The organism is Enterococcus sp. AMC1623, assembly GCF_058216495.1.
Window position 1 is genome coordinate 3,115,288 of the sequence record NZ_CM177096.1, and the last position, 17,948, is coordinate 3,133,235.

22 protein-coding genes are annotated in these 17,948 nt (G+C 36.6%); 19 read left to right on the forward strand and 3 right to left on the reverse strand.

The genetic code is table 11. The features are described 5' to 3' along the window. Positions 1 to 31 precede the first annotated feature (31 nt). The 3 genes from AC4BC7_RS15300 (at position 32) to AC4BC7_RS15310 (ending at position 2,803) form a co-directional block, all read left to right on the forward strand. On the forward strand, positions 32 to 880 hold the full coding sequence (locus AC4BC7_RS15300) for a MurR/RpiR family transcriptional regulator (protein WP_490503301.1): 849 nt from the start codon (positions 32 to 34) through the stop codon (positions 878 to 880). Between the two features lie 12 nt (positions 881 to 892). Beyond that, positions 893 to 1,888 (forward strand): dTDP-glucose 4,6-dehydratase, encoded by a 996-nt coding sequence (rfbB, locus tag AC4BC7_RS15305; RefSeq protein WP_490503302.1) that lies wholly within the window; start codon positions 893 to 895, stop codon positions 1,886 to 1,888. Between the two features lie 336 nt (positions 1,889 to 2,224). Beyond that, positions 2,225 to 2,803: a VanZ family protein gene (locus AC4BC7_RS15310; protein ID WP_490503303.1), complete on the forward strand. Its 579-nt coding sequence runs from the start codon at positions 2,225 to 2,227 to the stop codon at positions 2,801 to 2,803. Positions 2,804 to 2,817: 14 nt separating this feature from the next. Here AC4BC7_RS15310 and AC4BC7_RS15315 read toward each other — a convergent pair whose 3' ends face one another. The 3 genes from AC4BC7_RS15315 to AC4BC7_RS15325 all read right to left on the reverse strand — a co-directional run bounded on the left by AC4BC7_RS15315 (position 2,818) and on the right by AC4BC7_RS15325 (position 4,858). Then, positions 2,818 to 3,936, reverse strand: a complete 1,119-nt coding sequence (locus tag AC4BC7_RS15315; RefSeq protein ID WP_490503304.1) for a GGDEF domain-containing protein — start codon at positions 3,934 to 3,936, stop codon at positions 2,818 to 2,820. Positions 3,937 to 4,045: 109 nt separating this feature from the next. Continuing rightward, on the reverse strand, positions 4,046 to 4,510 hold the full coding sequence (locus AC4BC7_RS15320) for a hypothetical protein (protein WP_490503305.1): 465 nt from the start codon (positions 4,508 to 4,510) through the stop codon (positions 4,046 to 4,048). Beyond that, positions 4,511 to 4,858, reverse strand: a complete 348-nt coding sequence (locus tag AC4BC7_RS15325) for a hypothetical protein (protein WP_490503306.1) — start codon at positions 4,856 to 4,858, stop codon at positions 4,511 to 4,513. A 180-nt stretch (positions 4,859 to 5,038) separates the two neighbouring features. Here AC4BC7_RS15325 and AC4BC7_RS15330 point away from each other — a divergent pair, with 180 nt between their 5' ends. The 16 genes from AC4BC7_RS15330 (at position 5,039) to AC4BC7_RS15405 (ending at position 17,937) form a co-directional block, all read left to right on the forward strand. Then, a complete protein-coding gene (locus tag AC4BC7_RS15330; protein WP_490503307.1) occupies positions 5,039 to 5,518 on the forward strand; it encodes an RNA polymerase sigma factor in 480 nt (159 codons plus the stop codon). A 76-nt stretch (positions 5,519 to 5,594) separates the two neighbouring features. After that, positions 5,595 to 5,801, forward strand: coding sequence for a DUF1659 domain-containing protein (locus AC4BC7_RS15335; protein WP_207942096.1), 207 nt, complete (start codon positions 5,595 to 5,597; stop codon positions 5,799 to 5,801). Between the two features lie 12 nt (positions 5,802 to 5,813). After that, positions 5,814 to 6,026, forward strand: a complete 213-nt coding sequence (locus AC4BC7_RS15340; RefSeq protein ID WP_207942097.1) for a DUF2922 domain-containing protein — start codon at positions 5,814 to 5,816, stop codon at positions 6,024 to 6,026. 51 nt (positions 6,027 to 6,077) lie between these two features. Next, positions 6,078 to 6,917 (forward strand): GH25 family lysozyme, encoded by an 840-nt coding sequence (locus tag AC4BC7_RS15345; RefSeq protein ID WP_490503308.1) that lies wholly within the window; start codon positions 6,078 to 6,080, stop codon positions 6,915 to 6,917. Between the two features lie 129 nt (positions 6,918 to 7,046). Further along, entirely contained in the window at positions 7,047 to 7,661 is a 615-nt protein-coding gene (locus tag AC4BC7_RS15350; protein ID WP_490503309.1) for a DUF1361 domain-containing protein, read from the forward strand. A gap of 144 nt (positions 7,662 to 7,805) precedes the next feature. Continuing rightward, a complete protein-coding gene (gene lplA / locus AC4BC7_RS15355) occupies positions 7,806 to 8,822 on the forward strand; it encodes a lipoate--protein ligase (protein ID WP_490503310.1) in 1,017 nt (338 codons plus the stop codon). Between the two features lie 9 nt (positions 8,823 to 8,831). After that, entirely contained in the window at positions 8,832 to 9,554 is a 723-nt protein-coding gene (locus tag AC4BC7_RS15360) for an ATP-binding cassette domain-containing protein (RefSeq protein ID WP_490503311.1), read from the forward strand. Further along, a complete protein-coding gene (emtB, locus tag AC4BC7_RS15365) occupies positions 9,551 to 10,222 on the forward strand; it encodes a metal ABC transporter permease EmtB (RefSeq protein ID WP_490503312.1) in 672 nt (223 codons plus the stop codon). The genes AC4BC7_RS15360 and emtB overlap by 4 nt, the downstream gene beginning before the upstream one ends. Before the next feature lie 8 nt (positions 10,223 to 10,230). Further along, entirely contained in the window at positions 10,231 to 11,064 is an 834-nt protein-coding gene (locus tag AC4BC7_RS15370; protein WP_490503313.1) for a MetQ/NlpA family ABC transporter substrate-binding protein, read from the forward strand. A 122-nt stretch (positions 11,065 to 11,186) separates the two neighbouring features. Then, positions 11,187 to 11,939, forward strand: a complete 753-nt coding sequence (locus AC4BC7_RS15375) for an SDR family NAD(P)-dependent oxidoreductase (RefSeq protein WP_490503314.1) — start codon at positions 11,187 to 11,189, stop codon at positions 11,937 to 11,939. After that, positions 11,940 to 13,079, forward strand: a complete 1,140-nt coding sequence (locus AC4BC7_RS15380; protein WP_490503315.1) for a glycosyltransferase — start codon at positions 11,940 to 11,942, stop codon at positions 13,077 to 13,079. Continuing rightward, positions 13,072 to 13,695, forward strand: a complete 624-nt coding sequence (locus AC4BC7_RS15385) for a hypothetical protein (RefSeq protein ID WP_490503316.1) — start codon at positions 13,072 to 13,074, stop codon at positions 13,693 to 13,695. The genes AC4BC7_RS15380 and AC4BC7_RS15385 overlap by 8 nt, the downstream gene beginning before the upstream one ends. Further along, complete coding sequence (locus tag AC4BC7_RS15390) at positions 13,676 to 14,923, forward strand: glycosyltransferase (RefSeq protein ID WP_490503317.1); 1,248 nt, start codon at positions 13,676 to 13,678, stop codon at positions 14,921 to 14,923. Before AC4BC7_RS15385 ends, AC4BC7_RS15390 begins: the two co-directional genes overlap by 20 nt. Then, positions 14,920 to 15,897: an NAD-dependent epimerase/dehydratase family protein gene (locus AC4BC7_RS15395; RefSeq protein ID WP_490503318.1), complete on the forward strand. Its 978-nt coding sequence runs from the start codon at positions 14,920 to 14,922 to the stop codon at positions 15,895 to 15,897. The genes AC4BC7_RS15390 and AC4BC7_RS15395 overlap by 4 nt, the downstream gene beginning before the upstream one ends. Beyond that, positions 15,872 to 16,672, forward strand: coding sequence for an MBL fold metallo-hydrolase (locus tag AC4BC7_RS15400; protein ID WP_490503319.1), 801 nt, complete (start codon positions 15,872 to 15,874; stop codon positions 16,670 to 16,672). The genes AC4BC7_RS15395 and AC4BC7_RS15400 overlap by 26 nt, the downstream gene beginning before the upstream one ends. Then, on the forward strand, positions 16,669 to 17,937 hold the full coding sequence (locus tag AC4BC7_RS15405) for a F390 synthetase-related protein (protein WP_207942109.1): 1,269 nt from the start codon (positions 16,669 to 16,671) through the stop codon (positions 17,935 to 17,937). The genes AC4BC7_RS15400 and AC4BC7_RS15405 overlap by 4 nt, the downstream gene beginning before the upstream one ends. Positions 17,938 to 17,948: the final 11 nt, after the last annotated feature.

The following is a 17,948-nucleotide window of genomic DNA, read 5'->3' on the forward strand; positions in this document are numbered from 1 at the left end:
TATTGTATGATACACGTAGGGAGGACAGAATATGAACATTTTATTTAGCATTCAAAATCAATTAGATGAATTATCGAAAACGGAAAAAAAATTAGCTGAATGGATTTTGGCGCATTCCTCAGAAGTCATTCATATGAGTGCCAAAGCGTTATCTGCAGCAGCTGGAGCGAGTCCATCGACTGTGGTGCGTTTGTGTTACTCTTTGGGGTTGGAGGGTTTTCCTGATTTAAAATTAAAACTTTCGGCGAGTTTACCGCAAATCAATCAAGAGTTGTATTCTGATATTGCACCTGATGAAGATATTGAGACGATTAAACGCAAGATTAAATTGCGAGTAGTTGACGGCATTGAAAAAAATTGTGAGCTGTTAGAAGATCAATCGATTGAAGATGTTTTAGCTTTATTGGAAGGAACAGATTTTATTTACACGTATGGAATTGGTGCATCGGGAGCAGTGGCGGATGATTTTTGTCAAAAATTTTTACGAATTGGACGCAAAGCGATGTTTCACCAAGATGCTCATTTACTAGCAACGACAATGGTTACCAATGAAACGCCGTCTTTTCTTTTTTTAGTGTCTAATTCTGGAGAAAAAAAAGCTGTAAATAGTTTGGCACATGTAGCCAAGGCAAACGGTATAGCAGTTGTTAGTATGACAAGTCAAAAAAAATCAACTTTAGCGAAATTATCAGATATTGTTGTACATATTGCGGATGGAGGAGAAGCACCGTTACGTAGTTCGGCAACTAATTCTCTTCTAGTACAGTTGTATACTGTAGATGTTTTATTTTCTGTTTATGCGTCTAAACATTATGACAAGACAATCAAACAGTTAGAAGAAACGAAACGAGCAATCGATGTGTTGGAAAGTTATACATAAGGAGGATATTCGATGAAACGGATTTTGGTGACAGGGGGTGCGGGTTTTATTGGTTCGAATTTTGTGCGTTATGTTGCAACAAATCAATCTGAAATTCACATAACCGTTCTAGATAAATTGACTTATGCAGGCAACCAAGCGAATTTACCTGTCTCTAATAAGGTAGAATTAGTTGTGGGCGATATTTGTGATGCTGATTTGGTAGAACGATTAGTCCAAAAAAGTGATGCCGTCATTCACTTTGCTGCGGAATCACATAACGATCACTCACTAACGAATCCAACGCTTTTTGTGCAAACGAATATTATGGGAACGTATACGTTAATCGAAGCCTGTCGAAAGTTTGACGTCCGTTATCATCATGTCTCAACCGATGAAGTTTATGGCGATCTAGCACTAGAGGATTCACAAAAATTCACGCCTGAAACACCCTATAATCCATCAAGTCCCTATGCAGCAACCAAAGCGAGTTCGGATTTATTAGTGAAGGCTTGGGTCCGCTCATTTGGCTTACGCGCAACGATTTCGAATTGTTCAAATAATTATGGGCCGTATCAACATATTGAAAAGTTTATTCCACGACAAATTACCAATATTTTAAATGGGCAACGGCCTAAACTTTATGGAGACGGAAAAAATGTCCGTGATTGGATTCATGTAGAAGATCATTCAAGAGCTGTCTGGTTGATTTTAACCAACGGACAAATCGGTGACACTTATTTAATTGGCGCAGAGGGAGAGGCGGATAATAGAACAGTATTAGCGACGATTCTAACTCTGATGAAACAATCGCCAGAAGCCTATGAACCTGTAGCAGATCGTCCAGGGCATGATTTGCGTTATGCGATTGATGCGACGAAATTAAAAGAAGAATTAGGCTGGCAACCGCAATTTACGGATTTTCGTGCCGGTCTTGAAAGCACAATTGAATGGTATCGAAAAAACCGTAAATGGTGGGGAAAAGAAAAGATGGCTGTCGAAAAGCTGTATGCTCAAAGAAAACAATAATTTTAGGAAATATCAGAAGGGCGGTTAGTCAATTCTGATATTTTTGGTTTTCAAGAAATAAAGCAGTGACCCTAATCTATATCCCCAGACTGCACCAATAACTAATTCTCATAGTAATCGATTCAAAAAAATTTCGGTAAGAATACCTAGAATGCAACCAACAAGCATTCTAAGTGGCATCATGTAATTAGCCAAGTGTATCATATTATCATATTAGGTAACGTACCATGGATTATTCAGTCAATTCTTATACTTTTTATAAAAAGCCATTTTTTCAGCATCTAGGGTATGTTTCTTTGTTAAACTAATCTCAACTACTATCAAGGAGGGCTGCGGATGACACGGTTCGTCAAAAGTATTTTAGGTCTCATTGCTTCATGTATTCTTGGGTATGGTGTGATCCAATACATCGCCTATCCGACATTGCTACAATACGATCGGTTTGTTCATATGATGGAGCGCTTTGCTTATACCAAAGAAACGTTGACTCTTTTTTTAATTTTGAGTTGTTGGCTATTTTATTTGCAATTGTTGTTTAAACGGTTTTCAGCCATTTATTTGTATTTGGTATACAGCGTCTACTTATTTTTATTATTTGTCGTTTTGTTTACCAAAGCACCGCAATATCATACGTTTAGCTGGGAAGTATTTGATTTTCTAGTAAAAGATAAGAAAACAATACTAGAAGCATTATTAAATGTCTTGTATTTTATTCCTTTAGGCGGGTTATATGGCTTAAAAGCGAACTGGTGGGAGTTTGGAATTATTGCTTTATTAACTATTTTAGGGATTGAGACGATTCAATATGTGTTTTATATTGGAACCTTTGCATTAAGTGACATTATTTTAAATTTTATCGGTTGTTCGATTGGTTATAGCATTTGTTTAGGGTTGAAAAAATATACTGTCATATAAAAAACAGCAGTGATTCATAAAGAATCATTGCTGTTTTTTTGATAGATTCGAATGTGATTTCTGCCTGCATGTTTGGCTTCATAGAGAGCGGTATCCGCATATTGCATCGTTTCTATTCCGTTGTAATGATAGGATTCATTTGTTTCAATCCCAACAGAAAATGTAACAGAATAATTTGCTTCACGTAACAAACGATGTCTTGTTTCATAAACATTTTTAAAAAATGTCAGATGTTTCTGCGCATCTTCTTTAGAACAATTAAAGAATAATATACAGAATTCTTCGCCACCAAAACGGTAAATATTGAAATATTGTTGTCCAATCTTGTTGGTTAATGTTGCTGTTAACAGACTTGAAAATTCTTTCAAAATATCATTGCCTGCGTTATGTCCAAAGGTATCATTTAATTTTTTGAAATAATCCAAATCAATCATTGCCAAAGCGTATGCTTGTTGTTTTGTTTCATATTCTTGTAAATCTATTCCTAATTTTTGGAAATTATAAACGCCAGTTAGCGCATCTGTTTGTCCTTGATGAATTATTTCTTCAATGGCGGCTTTTTCTGAAAGCACTAAGTGATAAAGCAGCCATAGAATAAAGGTAGCAAGTAAGCTACCTAGATAAATCAAGGTGCTATCTATCCAGGTAGTATATATTTCCTGAAAAAATAAGGGTAACATAGAAATTGCTAGCCATTTCCACGTAAAACTTAAACAGACGTTACCGACTGGTGGAATCTTAGAAAAGTTTTTCATAATCAATGCAAATAGGAATAAAGAGATACCTAAAAGAGCAATTTGTATTTCTTCATAGTCGATAGTCTTGTTTACCAATAAGTAGTAAATAGTTATTAAAGATGGAGGAGCTAAGAACATCCAGTGAGCATGTTTTTTGAAGAAGTAATAGGCAACAACTGTTTCGATAACAAATGTATAACTATAAAATCCAAGAAGGTTATAGGAAAATTTTAATGTGACGTATGCGTAAACTATGTATAGAATGACCATAGTGACTATTTGTAGAATCGGAGTTTTTACGATGATAGTCAGTTGCTTAATGATAAAAGAGAACGCAATAATGACACTTAAAAGAATAATCGGCATGACAAACAAAATGAGTGTGTATTTCTCCATCGAGTGCACGACTCCTTAATAAATTCAATCGTTTACAAAAATGAAAAACGCTTGTGTATTCAATTTAGCAATAATTTTAAAAAAAAGTCAATGAAAGAAACTGATAACTTCAAAGTTCGATGGAATACCGACGATGAAGTTCTTTTTTTGCTTTCTTTTGGCTATCTGCGTCTTGAAATTTAGAATAGATGCGGAAAAAGTCATGTTGATAACCTGGAATATGTTGAAATTCGAGACTTTTTAAAATATCGCGTGTTTCAACAGAAGAGGTAATATTCAAAAATTCCAATAAACTTGTGGTACTGCGCGTTCCACGACAATCATGTTCACGTTTAATAATTGCGTGGGCAAAAAAAGCTTTTTTCATCCCATTTTTTAAACTAGCACTATTTTTGGAGGCCGCTAATGCAAATAAATTTTCAAAACAAACAATTGTTTGCTGTTTTTGCGTAATTAATGAGTGAATGCGTCCAGGATTTAACCAGATGGTCTCACTGTCATCGACTTTTGCTGTGGGAAATAAACTGTAATTTTCATTAGCCACAGGCGTTAGCCGTTCTTTTTTATTTGTCATCTACCCTAATGCTTTGCGATAGATGGGATACTCCATATGTTCTAAATTCTGTAATAATTTACAGACAATATTGAAAGGCTGATCTTCCACTAATAAGACGTATTCTCTATATATCACGCAAGATGCTCCCCATAATGGGCGATTAACGGGAATAATTGCATAAATTTCTTCTAAAAAATCTGCTTGGGAGCTAAGAGAAATGTTCTCAATTAGTTGATAAATATCAATTGGTGCTTGATCAGCAGCTGTTGAAAATGCTGGTAGACTCTCTAGTTTTGGGCGATATTCTCTAGAAAAAGAGGGGATTTTCTTTCTCTTTTTGGATTCGTCCGATTTTGAATAAGTCATTTAATCAACTCCTAATAATTATTTTTTGAACAGGATTTATTGAAAGTATTATACAACAAAACCGCTATCTTTTAAGCATTATTTGTAAAAAAATGCAAATAAAACAATTAACGTTTTTTAATTTATTCTTCTATACTCGAACTACCTCGAGGAATAAAACGAATAAAGGAAGAAACAACAATGAAACAACAAGAATTAGAACAATTAGTTCAGGATTATCAAGGGCTTTTTTATAAAGTATTACGCCGATGTAGTATTTTTCCAGGGCAAACTGATTTTGAGGATTATTTTCAAGAATTGCGAATTCTCTTCTTTTTACGAGCGGAAAAATATGAATCACGAGGGTATTTTGAAGCAGAAAACAACATTAGTTACTTGTTTCGATATTTATTGTGGTACCTCATTGATGAAAAACGGAAAGAACAAAAAGCAGGAATCAAAGTACAAGACGAATTTCTTTTAGAGATACAAATTGAGGAAGCGGATTATGATACGCTAGCTGAATTGGCGGAATTTGAAACGTTTTACCGTCAATTGAAAGCAAAAGATCAACAAAAAGTTGTTGCATTATTGACCGATGAAAAGCTATCGCGTCAAAGTCGTAGTCGATATCGAAAATATTTTCGTGAGAACTTTAAATTATTTTTCAAAAAGGTGTGACATTCGTTTGACGATTTCCGTTTATAGAAGTGTAAGGCGCGCAACTTACTACCAAAATTCAAGGAGGTTGTTTTTTATGAAAACACATAGTCAAACAAAATTAACTGTTCAATTTACCCAAGAGGGAGAGGACAAAACACTAAAGCAAAATTTTGCGAATGTGATTGCTGATCCGACTGAGGCGCAAGTCTTAGCTTTAGGTGATGTAGTGGCTAGTCTGGCACCAGATACGGTAACACTTGATACGGTGATTGAAACAGTTGAATACGAGTATAATAAATAGGAGGAAGATGAGATGAAAAAATTACATTTAACATTTACAAATAGTGAAGGCAAAGCACACAAATTAATCCCCACAGTTGCGGCAGAAGACTTAACAGAAGCGCAAGTGAAAGCTGCAATGCAACAATTTACTGAATTAAATTTATTTGAAAAAGATGGTCTTGGTTTGTATCAAGAAGCGACTAGTGCCAAATACGTCGAAACAATTGAAACCATCTTGTTTTAAAAAGGTAAGCGAGGGGTGAAAACTCCTCGCTTTTTATAAAGGAGGATGAGAATGATTCCAAAACCAATTATTTTAGATATTAGTGAGTGGCAGCTACCTAGTCAAATGAATTACGATCAGCTGGCAAAACAAATTGCAGGTGTGATTATTCGGGTGCAATATGGCTCGAATTATGTCGATAAACATTATCAAACTCATTTACGTGAGTTTCAAAAACGTGGGATACCAACCGCTGTCTATGCGTGGGTTCGGGGGATTTCATTGGGGGATATGGAACAGGAAGCGTCCGATTTTTATCAACGTGCCAAGGCATTTCAGCCGGTTTTTTGGTGGATGGATGTCGAAGAACAATCAATGGCGAATATGCGTGAGGGGTGTGAACGTTATCGGGCGAAATTGAAACAATTAGGTGCCAAAAAAGTCGGTGTTTATGTTGCCAATCATTTGTATCATCAGTTTAATTTAAACGTCAGCAAGTTTGACGGTCTCTGGGTACCAACATATGGTCAAAATAATGGACAATATACAGGTGCCAATCCGACTGCTACCAACGCCTATCATCTGCATCAATACACTTCAGCAGGAATGTTACAGGGCTATGCTGGTGAGCTGGATCTCAGCCGCTTAGTTAAAGGCGAATGGTCCTTTTTCTTTGGTGAAACACCTGCAAGTAAGCCTAGCAATCAATTTGAATTTTCGACAGATGTTTATTTACGAAAAGCAGCTAGTACCAACGCTTCCTCGCTAGCTTTGTTGAAAAAAGGGGAATGCGTGCTCATTGAAAGCATTCAATTAGCTGAAGGATATGTTTGGGGAAAACAAAAAAGAACAGATGGCAGTTTTGCCTATGTTGCTTTAGGCGAATGGCGAGCCTATGGTAAATATATTTGATCAAATAAACAATAGTCCCCTAAAATTTTGTTAAAACAGTACGAACTGGTTTTTTATTTTTCAGGAATTAGATTACAATAGAAGGAAAGATAAAAGGAGGGGTGGCTTATTTATACTTGGCTAATCCGTTTGATTACCTTAGGCACGCTAATCGTTACTTGGGAAACACATTTTGATTTTCTTGTGTTAAATACTTTTTTAGCTTATCTGCCGATTGAATGTGCTTTTCAAGTGCAACGTATGAAAAATGGCTACGCACAACTGTTTTTTGGTTTTTTATGGCTGTTGTTTTTCCCTAATATTCCTTATTTAGTAACGGATATTGTTCATGCTGATTTATTAGGCTTATACAATAATTTAACAGGAATGAGCTTGGAAACGATTCGCGGTTGGGGATTAATTCTAATTTTGTTTTTAGTTATTTTTGCTTATATTTATTGGGGATTCATGGAGTTTTTCGCATTAATGGCATTAGTTAAAGAAAAATTTCAATTATCTAAATGGGTGATTATCGGCGCTGTCCCTGTGATTTGTTGGCTATCTTCTATGGCGATGTATGCTGGAAGATTTGCGCCACGCCTACATTCAGTGCATTTTTTTACCAATCCGTTGTACGTGTTAGAAGTGATTTTTGCGCATTGGACGATGAAAAAATTTGAGTTCATCTGTCTATTTTTCTTATTACATCTGGGGATTATTGGTATTTTATGGATTGCCAATGGTCGACAAAAAGAAGCGAATTAGTTCGCTTCTTTTTTTGTCAATAGTGATACAGTATTTTAGTGAAATAGATACAGAAAATTGTGAGCATAATTCTTGCTTATTTTTAATTTTAAAGGGATTATAGAATGAGAAATAAAATCATAAGAAAGTAAAGGTGTCTTGCTTATGCGTTATTATATCATGGAGAGCAGTGATATTCGTTGGAATTTAGCAACAGAAGAGCATTTGATGAACACTGCGGATGTAACAGAACCACTCCTTCTGTTATACATACAAAAACCTTGTGTTATAATCGGACGCAATCAAAATGCGTACGAAGAGATTGATTTTAATTATTTACGTCAACATGACATTACCTTAACCCGTCGTATTTCTGGTGGTGGGGCTGTGTATGATGACTTAGGCAATATGAGTTTTAGTTTTGTAACAAAAAAAGATGACACGACATTTGGTGATTATCGCGGTGTAACCACACCTATTTTGCATGCGCTTCAATCAATGGGCGCAAAGGATGCGACAGTGGGTGGTCGGAATGATTTGTATATTAATGGGATGAAGTTTTCTGGAAATGCAATGTACACTCGTCATGGACGGACGTACTCACATGGAACCTTAATGTATGATGTCGATTTATCGGTATTGGACAAAATTTTGACTGTTTCAAAAGAAAAAATTGAATCCAAAGCAACTAAATCGGTTCGTAAGAGCGTAACCAATGTTAAACCATTCTTAGATGAACAATATCAACAATTAACCACACCAGAATTTCGTGATGCGCTAATTTGCCATATTTATGACGTGGATACACTAGCTGCCGTTCAAGAGAAACAATTTGTTTTAAGCGAAGCCGATAAAGTCGCCATCCAACAATTATTTGATGAGCGTTATGCAAATGATGAGTGGATTTATGGTGAAGCACCAAAGTTTGAATTCAACCGCCGCACACGGATACCAGGCGTTGGCATTGTAGACATTCATTTATCGACAGAAAAAGGCCGGATTTCAGCCATTCAATTTTTTGGTGATTATTTTGGAACCAAAGATACCACCGACTTGGAAAAAATCTTGTTAGGAACGGTTTTTAAGTATGAAGAATTAGCAGCTGCTTTAAAACAAGTGACTGTCTCAGAATATATTTTAAACTTCACCAATGAAGATTTATTAAATCTGTTAGTGGGTTAGGGGGCTGTCATGTATAGACTAGAGCAGGTATCAAAACGTTATCAAGATACGACAGCCTTACAAGATATTTCATTTTCAGTCGGACAAGGTGAAATTATCGGGGTTGTTGGAAAAAGTGGTTCGGGGAAATCAACATTACTTCGTTTATTAAATTTATTAGAAACACCAAGCCAAGGTAAATTATTTTTGGCAGATAAAGACGTTAGTAAACTTTCTAAAAAAGCCATTCAGCAACAAAAACAAAAAATTGGCATGGTTTTTCAACAATATAATTTGTTGAATAATTTAACGGTTAAAGAAAACGTTGCGTTGCCCTTGAAATTAATCGGCAAAAAAGATGAGGCCAAAGTCGTTGAGTTATTGAGTTTTGTGGGAATTAGTCATAAAGAAGACAGCTATCCGGCACAGCTTTCTGGAGGCGAGAAACAACGCGTGGCATTAGCGCGAGCCTTAACGCGCAATCCAGATGTTTTATTGTGTGATGAAGCAACCAGTTCATTAGATGAGGAAAACACCGATGATGTGATTCGCTTGTTACAACGTATCCATGAAGAATTTCCAGTAACGATTTTCTTTGTTAGTCATGAATTGGATACGGTCAAGAAATTATGTGAACGTGTGTTGGTAATGGAAGACAGTCATCTTTTAGGGATTGTGGATAATCAACCCACACAATTAGGTAAAAACGATACTCCTTACTTAGAAAAAGTAAAAAGGAGGCTCACGCAATGACACTCATAGAAAATATTCATTACTATTTACCAGAATTTATCCTATCATTGAAACAAACAGGAACGATGATGGGAATTTCAATGTCCTCATGTTTGTTATTTGGGTTACCATTGGGTGTAGCTTTATTCTTATCTAATCCGAATATCAAAGGAAGTCAACCAGCTAGTTATTGGGTATTAAACTTTTTAATTACACTTGTGCGCTCATTTCCATATTTATTATTTGTGATTACCTTGATTCCAGTGACGCGTTTTATTATTGGTCGGGCATTTGGTCCGGTCCCTGCATCACTACCACTAAGTATTGTTGCTGTCGCAATTTTTGCTCGCTTAGTTGAGCAAGTATTATTAGATGTCCCTGAAGAAATTCGTTTATTGGCTGATTCGTTGGGAACATCTAAATGGCAATATATTTGGCATTTTTTATTGGTTGAAGCTAGAAGCGGCATTGTACTTGCGTATACAACGGCTGCTGTTAGCATGGTCTCTTATTCTACTGTCATGGGGATTGTTGGCGGTGGAGGTGTCGGAGATTTTGCCATTCGTTATGGGTACCAAAGTTATCAAACCGGAATTATGTACTTTGCAATCGTCGTGATGGTTGTTATCGTATTTATTATTCAAATGCTGGGAAATTTTATTGCCCGCAAATTAGATAAAAGAAAGTAGGAGAAGAAATGAAGAAAATGTACATCGGAGCTTTATCATTATTAGCGGTAGTTACTTTAGCTGCTTGTGGATCAAACGGGGAAACTGAAAGCAGCAGTAGTAGTGTAGATAAAACAGATAAAGTCATTAAAGTTGCGTCTCAAGCTCCTCCAATGACAGATGTTGTCAAAGTTGCAGCTGAAGTTGCAAAAGAAGATGGTTGGGAAATTGAACTAGTTCAAGTAAACGATAATGTTGCTTACAATGATATGGTTAGTAGCGAAGAAGCAGATGCTAGTTTTGCACAACACAAACCATTTATGGAAAAATACAACAGTGAAAAAGGCACTAATTTAGTTGCGATTCAACCAATTTATGATGCAAAAGTTGGTTTTTATTCTAAAGATTACAAAACAATTGACGAAATTCCTGCTGGCACAAAAGTTGCTATTCCGAATGATGTGTCAAATGAAGGTCGCGCGTTAGCGATTTTAGAAGAGCAAGGCTTAATCAAATTAAAAGATGGCGTTGGTGTGAATGGAACAATCAAAGATGTGGAAGAAAATCCTAAAAACTTTGAATGGTTACAAGTAGACTTATTGAATCTAGCAGAAGCATACAGTGAACCAAATGTTTCATTAGTGTATAACTACCCAACATACATTGCAAAAATTGGTTTGAAACCAGCGGATGCCTTGTTCTTAGAAAAAAATATCGATCAACGTTTTACCATTCAATTAGTTGCTCGTGAAGACAATCAAGATTCAGAAAAAATTCAAGCATTGAAAAAAGCGATGACTAGTGACGAAGTACGTTCATTCTTAGAAGACGATCATAGCGATACATTAGTTCCTGCATTTTAATGAATACTGACTCCTTACTCATTGAGTAGGGGGTCTTTTTTGTTTTTTTATTCTCTATATTTGAATGCGTTCTCTTTTTTTGCGATAATTATAGTAGAAACAAATATAAAGGAGGCCAATCAGTGAAAACGATTTTGATAACAGGTGCCTCTTCGGGAATTGGTCAAGCAGTAGTAGAACGATTCGCATCTCAAGGTGTTTGTTTATTATTAGTTGGACGAAATCAAGAAAAACTACAGCATCTAGCACAAAAATTACCAGGTGAAAATCAACTTATTCCACTAGATTTGACGGATTTAGCGGCAGTTCAGCAAATTCCAGCGCGTTATAAAATTGATTGTTTAATTAATTGTGCTGGCGTGGGTGAAGTTGGTGATTTTCAAGAATTATCCTTAGCACAAGAATTAGCTGAAATTGAAACGAATTTTTTAGCGCCGATGATTCTTTCAAAAGGGTATGCCCAGCAATTTATTCAACAAAAACATGGCACAATTGTAAATGTCTGTTCCACAGCAGCTTTTTATGTTCATCCATATTTAACAAATTATGGAGCTAGTAAAGCCGCTTTGTGGCATTATTCTTTGGGATTATCTGAAGAATTACGGGCATATCCTCATGTCAAGGTATTAACGGTTTGTCCTGGACCAACCAAAACGGCTTTTTTTCAAGGAAAAATGCAAATAGCATTCCAAAAAAATAACTTTCAAATGGCACCAGAAAAAGTGGCAGTGCTTATTGAAAAAGTGTTAACAAAAAATAAAAATCATCAAATTATTGGCTATCGCAATTGGTGGATGACGCAGCTGATACGTTGTTTGCCGATAAAATTGCGTTTGAAAATAGTTGGAAATTATATCAAACAGGGGCGGATGTGAATGTATTTTTTTTATGGGTTAAGTATTAGCGTTGTCTTCTTTTTTGGTTTACGTTGGTTATTAGCAAAACGTTATACGAAACCAAGGAATGGTGGAGCGATTAATGAACGCGAATATACTGTCTTACAACCGATTTTATCAGGGGATCCTCGTTTAGCTGAAGATTTGCGGGGAAACTTGGAACAAACGACAGAAATGCTGTTTATGTGGTTAGTCGATAAAAGCGATGTCGTTGCTCAAGAAGTGACACAAACCATTCTGCAAGCACCAGACTATGCCAAACGTGTCACGATTGTTTTGCTAGAAGATGTGCCACAAGAAGTCAATCCGAAAGTTTATAAGCTTAAACAAGTGATGGATGAGATTACGACCCCATATTTTATGGTATTGGATGACGATTCGGTGTTTAATCGTGCGCGTCTAAATGAAATGAGTCATTATGAAACAGTCACGGAAGATTTTATTGTGACAGGGATTCCTTATAATTTCGGACAGACTGGGTTATGGTCTAAACTAGTGGCTGCCTTTGTTAATAGTAATTCGCTGTTAACGTATTTCCCGATGGCGGAGGTCAATGCAAATCAAACAATTAATGGGATGTTTTATATTAGTCGAACGGAACTTTTTCAGCGGTTAGCTGTCTTTGAAAAAATTCAATATGAATTATGTGATGATTTGGCTGTAGCGGCTTTTTTAGCAAAAAATAACGTTCGTATTATTCAAAGCCAAATACCATGCAATGTGCGCAATACAGTGTTGCAACCGAAAAAATATGTCTTATTGATGAAGCGTTGGCTGCTGTTTGCATCAATTTATATCAAAACGTTTCCGTCAGTGGCGTTGTTTTTCTTAATCATTGTCCCTTCTTTTTTACCTGGGCTGTTGTTGCTGATAAGCATATTTCTAGGCTGGCAATATATCGTGGGAACGTTGGGATTATTTAGTTTAAAAGCAATCTTACTACGAACCTATCGAAATCATTTTTTTGAAGGAAAGGAATCTCTATCTGTTATCGGCTATGAAGTGTTAAATGACATTTTTTTACCCTTTCTCTTCATATATACGTTAGTCACGCCTCCGATTATTCAGTGGCGCAATAAAAAAATTAAAGTCACGGATGGGAAAATTCGTTATGTTTAATTTTAAGCAGTATTTGACAGCCTTACAACAGCTAGACGTTAATCGAACGTTACTGACCACTTCGCGTAGCGTGATTTTATTAAGTGGAAGTAGTCATTATCAACATGCGTCATTGACGATTGAGCAACAACAGTTTTTAGCGTATTTTCAATCATTTGGGTACCAAATTATCCCTTCTAATTTCCCATATAATCAAGACTTTGACTATCAACAAACGGAATTTCCGTCGTTGTTCCGAGCGAGTATAAGTAATATTCATTATTATGGTCATACCTTGAGCAATCGGGCATTTCATAAGGAGTTGATTCGTCATTTGCAACCTTTATTTGATTTAGACGAGATTATTTTAGTGACGCAAAGTTCGGGATTGAATATGCTAACTCAAGTTTTAACGCATATGACTGTTAAGCCTACGTTGAAAATAGTGGCATTAGGTCCTGTATCTTTGCAAAAATTATCTTTACGAGAAAATGGTTGGATAGTCAAAGGGAAAACCGATTATTATTCACGTTTTCTTGATTTTAATCAACAAACAAACGAGGTCGCATGTGGCCATCATGAGTATTTATTATCACCAGCAGTCAAGGAGGTGCTTGATGACATTATCCAAAATTAAAGTTGATTTAGTCGCAGTTCCGTTTAGCGGTCATCTTTATCCGCTATTAGAGCTTGCGCGCCCTTTATTAGATGATGATAGCTATGAAATTCGCGTATTTACTGGTGCGAATAAAGTAGCAATAGCAGAAAAATTAGGCTTTACGGTAATTCCTTTGTTTCCTGAGGATCCTTCTAAAATGGAACGAATCGCTAATACGGACAAACAAATTAGTTCCTACGGCATGTATCGACAATTAAAGCAAAACCTTGAACTGATTCCTGAAGTAATGGCTTTTTTAAAGGAAGCTTTTCAAGCACATCAAACGGATATTGTGGTGGCTGATTTTGTCGCAGTACCTGCGGGCATTGTCTGTAATCAATTAAATATTCCTTGGATTACGACGATTCCAACACCTTTTGCCATTGAGAGTCAGCGTACGACACCTAGTTATCTAGGTGGTTGGTATCCAGCTAACACAAAGCTGGGAATGGTTCGTGATTGGGTTGGTCGAAAGGCGGTTCGTTCATTTAAACGACTAGTCGTGTGGTTATTAAGAAAGCAGTTAAAACCTTATGATTTTCATTTGTATCGCCAAGGCGAAGAAACGATTTATTCTCCGTATTCGATTTTAGGTTTGGGGATGAAAGAATTAGAGTTTCGTGAGGATTTTCCGGCGCAATTTAAGTGGGCAGGGCCATGTTGCTCTTCACTTGAAGAGAAGAGTCTTTCTTTTGAATCAAAAGCGTATGTGTTAGTAACTAATGGTACGCATTTGTTATGGGGGAAGGACCATTTAACAAGTTTGATTTGTGAACTTGCCGTCAAGTATCCACAATTTCATTTTCTGATTTCCGCCGGTGATGATCGCAAAGAACACGTGCAACAATTACGTGAAAATGTTTCTGTCTATAGTTATTTACCTTACGAAGAAGTCCTACCTCATGTTCAATACGTGGTTCATCATGGCGGTGCCGGAATTTTATATAACTGCATCAAATATCAGCGTCCAGCCTTAATTTTGCCTCATGACTATGATCAATTTGATTATGCTGTACGTGCAGAACTTGCGGGGATTGCAGAGGTCGCTAATCGGAAAAATAAGCGACAAATTCATGAACGGTTCCAACGTTTAGTGACGCGCGAATGGTCGGCATTAGCACAAATCAGTCAACAATGGCAGAACTATCATCCAAGTCAATGTTTGAAGGCTGAAATTCAACGCCTAAAAGAAGGTGAGCAAAAATGAAAGTATTAGTAACTGGAGCAACAGGTTTTTTAGGAAAATATGTTATTGAAGAATTAGTTGAGCATCAATATGAGGTGATTGCTTTTGGCAGAAATGAAACAGTCGGACAAACATTGGAGCAACCCAAAGTATCATTTGTCAAAGGTGATTTTGTTCAATATGAAGAAATTGAACAAGCGCTTGCAGGTGTCGATGCCGTCGTCCATGCAGGTGCGTTATCCACTGTTTGGGGGAAATGGCAAGACTTCTATGAAACCAATGTTTTAGGTACCGAAAATGTTTTAAAGGCATGTGAACAGCATCAAATTCAAAAAGTAGTCTTCATTTCATCGCCTAGCATTTATGCGGCAGGGAAAGACCAACTTGATTTGCGAGAAGATGAGGCACCTCATACCAATGACTTGAATTTTTACATTAAGAGTAAGTTATTGGCCGAAGCTAAAATAAAACAATACCGTCATGTTCCAACCGTTGTCTTGCGTCCTAGAGGTCTGTTTGGAATTGGTGATACCAGTATTATTCCTCGCTTATTGCGGGTTCATCGGAAAATAGGTATGCCTTTGTTTAATGGCGGGCAACAGTTGGTCGATGTGACATGCGTTGAAAATGTCGCTTTAGCAATTCGTTTAAGTTTGGAGAATCCGTTAGCTATTGGCCAAGTCTATAATATTACGAATGGTGAGCCACGGCCGTTTAAGTCGATTTTGGATGAACTATTAGTAGAATTAGCCTTGGAACAGAGATATCTTTCATTGAGTTTTCCGCTCATGTATGGATTATCAGCTAGCTTTGAAAAAGTGTATCGTTGGTTAGGCATTACGAAAGAACCATTGTTTACCAAATATACCATTTTCTTATTGCGTTATAGTCAGACATTATCAATTGAACGTGCACAAAGAGAGTTAGGTTATCAACCGAAAATGACGATTAGTGAGGGGATTAGAAAATATGCAGCCCATTATCGAGGAAGTTAGTTATTTTGCTTGTGGTTCTTGTACAAATCATTTGCATTGGATGTTTAAGCAGGCACCCAAAGAAACACGCGTTTTTCCAGCAGGGGTTTTTTTAATAAAGCATCGCACACAAGGGTATATTCTTTATGATACTGGCTACTCAACTGCTTTGTATCAAAACCAGTTCAAATATCTGTTGTATCGTAAAATCAATCCTATTCAAGTCTCCTTTGACGAGATGATTGATCAGCAATTGCGTCAAAAAGGCATTGAACCTTCAGCTATTCGTTGGGTGATATTATCGCATTTGCATCCCGATCATATTGGTGGTGCTAAACAATTTCCAAAGGCGACATTTATCACCACAGAAGCAGTCTACCGCAACTTAAAAAAAGCAACGGTCAAAGATTTAATTTTTAATGAATTTCTACCGAATGATTTTGAAGAACGTGTGATTCATGTATTACCTAAGCAACACGATTCGCAATTTCCTTATCATGCTGTTGCGGATTTGTTTGGAGACGGTAGTTTGTTATTGTCTTCGTTTGATGGGCATGCGGTTGGGCAAGGCTGTTTATTTTTACCTGAGAAAAATCTGTTTTTAGCTGCGGATATTTGTTGGGGGATGGATTTATTATCAAAAACAGAGCAATTAAAACCGATACCACGTTTGATTCAACATAATATGCGTGCTTATCGCCAAAGCTGTGCGCTTTTACAAAAAATTCAAGCAGATGGTATTCAAGTGGTAGTTAGTCATGATGCTACACAGCGTATTAAGGAAGTGTTGGCATGAATAAATTAAAAATGCTGCTGCCTTTTATTCAAGCGCGTTGGCTCCGACGTTTTAAAAATAGACAAGCGTTAGAACGGTATCAAGAAAAAGAACTGCAAAAACAATCTGCGTATATGCGCACACATTCGCCTTATTATCGTTCCTTGCCAGAGGAGGCAACATGGCCTTTGATGGATAAAACATTTATGATGGCACATTTTGACGAGTTAAATACAAAAGGTGTCAAAAAAGAAGAAGCCATGGCTTTTGCATTAGCCAGCGAAAAAAATCGAGAATTTAATGAAAATTATCAAGGGATTTCGATTGGTTTGTCTTCAGGAACTTCTGGTCATCGTGGAATATTTATAACGACAGAAGAAGAGCAAGCCTTGTGGGCAGGAACGATTTTAGGGAAAATGCTACCAAAAGGCAAGTTAGTCGGACATAAACTCGCTTTTTTTCTAAGAGCAGATAATCAATTGTATCAAAGTATCAATTCACCTGTGATAGAATTGGCTTATTTTGATACCTATCAACCGATAGAAGAACATGTCTCTCGTTTAAATGAATATCAGCCGACGATTTTAATAGCCCCTGCATCGATGCTGGTCGCTTTAGCTAAAGCAATAGAAGAACATCACTTGAAAATGGACGTGCAACAAGTGATTTCAGTTGCGGAAATATTGGAAGCAACCGATCAGCGATATTTGGAAAAAATCTTTCAATTACCAGTCATTCATCAAATTTATCAATGCACGGAAGGTTTTTTAGGTTGTACTTGCGAATATGGTCAGTTACATTTAAACGAGGATATTGTTTTTATTGAAAAAGAATATTTAGATGAGAAACGCTTTTATCCGATTGTGACGGATTTTAAACGAACGTCACAACCGATTATTCGCTATCGTTTAAATGACATTTTAGTAGAATCCAAAGAAAAATGTCCTTGTGGTTCAGTATACCAACGTATCGAAAAAATTGAAGGACGATCGGATGATATTTTCCTTTTTGAAGGGAAAAATGGCACGACGATTTCGGTTTTTCCAGATTTTATTCGACGTTGCCTATTGTTTGTACCTGATATTCGTGATTATCAAGTGACTCAACACCAACCGACGCATGTTGAAATTGCCAGCAATCAATTAACTGAACAACAAAAGCGACAAGTCATTCAAGAATTTGAAAAATTAGCAGAAGACTTAGAATTTAATTGCCCTCAACTAACATTCAATGCGTATGAATGGAATCCGCAAGTGAAATTAAAACGAGTGGCACGTAAATTTTAAATGAGGTGAAA

Excerpts from the sequence above, each read along its gene's own strand:
- AC4BC7_RS15300 (WP_490503301.1), top strand. The coding sequence starts at position 32 with ATGAACATTTTATTTAGCATTCAAAATCAATTAGATGAATTATCGAAA.
- rfbB (WP_490503302.1), top strand. The coding sequence starts at position 893 with ATGAAACGGATTTTGGTGACAGGGGGTGCGGGTTTTATTGGTTCGAAT.
- AC4BC7_RS15310 (WP_490503303.1), top strand. The coding sequence starts at position 2,225 with ATGACACGGTTCGTCAAAAGTATTTTAGGTCTCATTGCTTCATGTATT.
- AC4BC7_RS15315 (WP_490503304.1), bottom strand. The coding sequence starts at position 3,936 with ATGGAGAAATACACACTCATTTTGTTTGTCATGCCGATTATTCTTTTA.
- AC4BC7_RS15320 (WP_490503305.1), bottom strand. The coding sequence starts at position 4,510 with ATGACAAATAAAAAAGAACGGCTAACGCCTGTGGCTAATGAAAATTAC.
- AC4BC7_RS15325 (WP_490503306.1), bottom strand. The coding sequence starts at position 4,858 with ATGACTTATTCAAAATCGGACGAATCCAAAAAGAGAAAGAAAATCCCC.
- AC4BC7_RS15330 (WP_490503307.1), top strand. The coding sequence starts at position 5,039 with ATGAAACAACAAGAATTAGAACAATTAGTTCAGGATTATCAAGGGCTT.
- AC4BC7_RS15335 (WP_207942096.1), top strand. The coding sequence starts at position 5,595 with ATGAAAACACATAGTCAAACAAAATTAACTGTTCAATTTACCCAAGAG.
- AC4BC7_RS15340 (WP_207942097.1), top strand. The coding sequence starts at position 5,814 with ATGAAAAAATTACATTTAACATTTACAAATAGTGAAGGCAAAGCACAC.
- AC4BC7_RS15345 (WP_490503308.1), top strand. The coding sequence starts at position 6,078 with ATGATTCCAAAACCAATTATTTTAGATATTAGTGAGTGGCAGCTACCT.
- lplA (WP_490503310.1), top strand. The coding sequence starts at position 7,806 with ATGCGTTATTATATCATGGAGAGCAGTGATATTCGTTGGAATTTAGCA.
- AC4BC7_RS15360 (WP_490503311.1), top strand. The coding sequence starts at position 8,832 with ATGTATAGACTAGAGCAGGTATCAAAACGTTATCAAGATACGACAGCC.
- emtB (WP_490503312.1), top strand. The coding sequence starts at position 9,551 with ATGACACTCATAGAAAATATTCATTACTATTTACCAGAATTTATCCTA.
- AC4BC7_RS15370 (WP_490503313.1), top strand. The coding sequence starts at position 10,231 with ATGAAGAAAATGTACATCGGAGCTTTATCATTATTAGCGGTAGTTACT.
- AC4BC7_RS15380 (WP_490503315.1), top strand. The coding sequence starts at position 11,940 with ATGTATTTTTTTTATGGGTTAAGTATTAGCGTTGTCTTCTTTTTTGGT.
- AC4BC7_RS15385 (WP_490503316.1), top strand. The coding sequence starts at position 13,072 with ATGTTTAATTTTAAGCAGTATTTGACAGCCTTACAACAGCTAGACGTT.
- AC4BC7_RS15390 (WP_490503317.1), top strand. The coding sequence starts at position 13,676 with ATGACATTATCCAAAATTAAAGTTGATTTAGTCGCAGTTCCGTTTAGC.
- AC4BC7_RS15395 (WP_490503318.1), top strand. The coding sequence starts at position 14,920 with ATGAAAGTATTAGTAACTGGAGCAACAGGTTTTTTAGGAAAATATGTT.
- AC4BC7_RS15400 (WP_490503319.1), top strand. The coding sequence starts at position 15,872 with ATGCAGCCCATTATCGAGGAAGTTAGTTATTTTGCTTGTGGTTCTTGT.
- AC4BC7_RS15405 (WP_207942109.1), top strand. The coding sequence starts at position 16,669 with ATGAATAAATTAAAAATGCTGCTGCCTTTTATTCAAGCGCGTTGGCTC.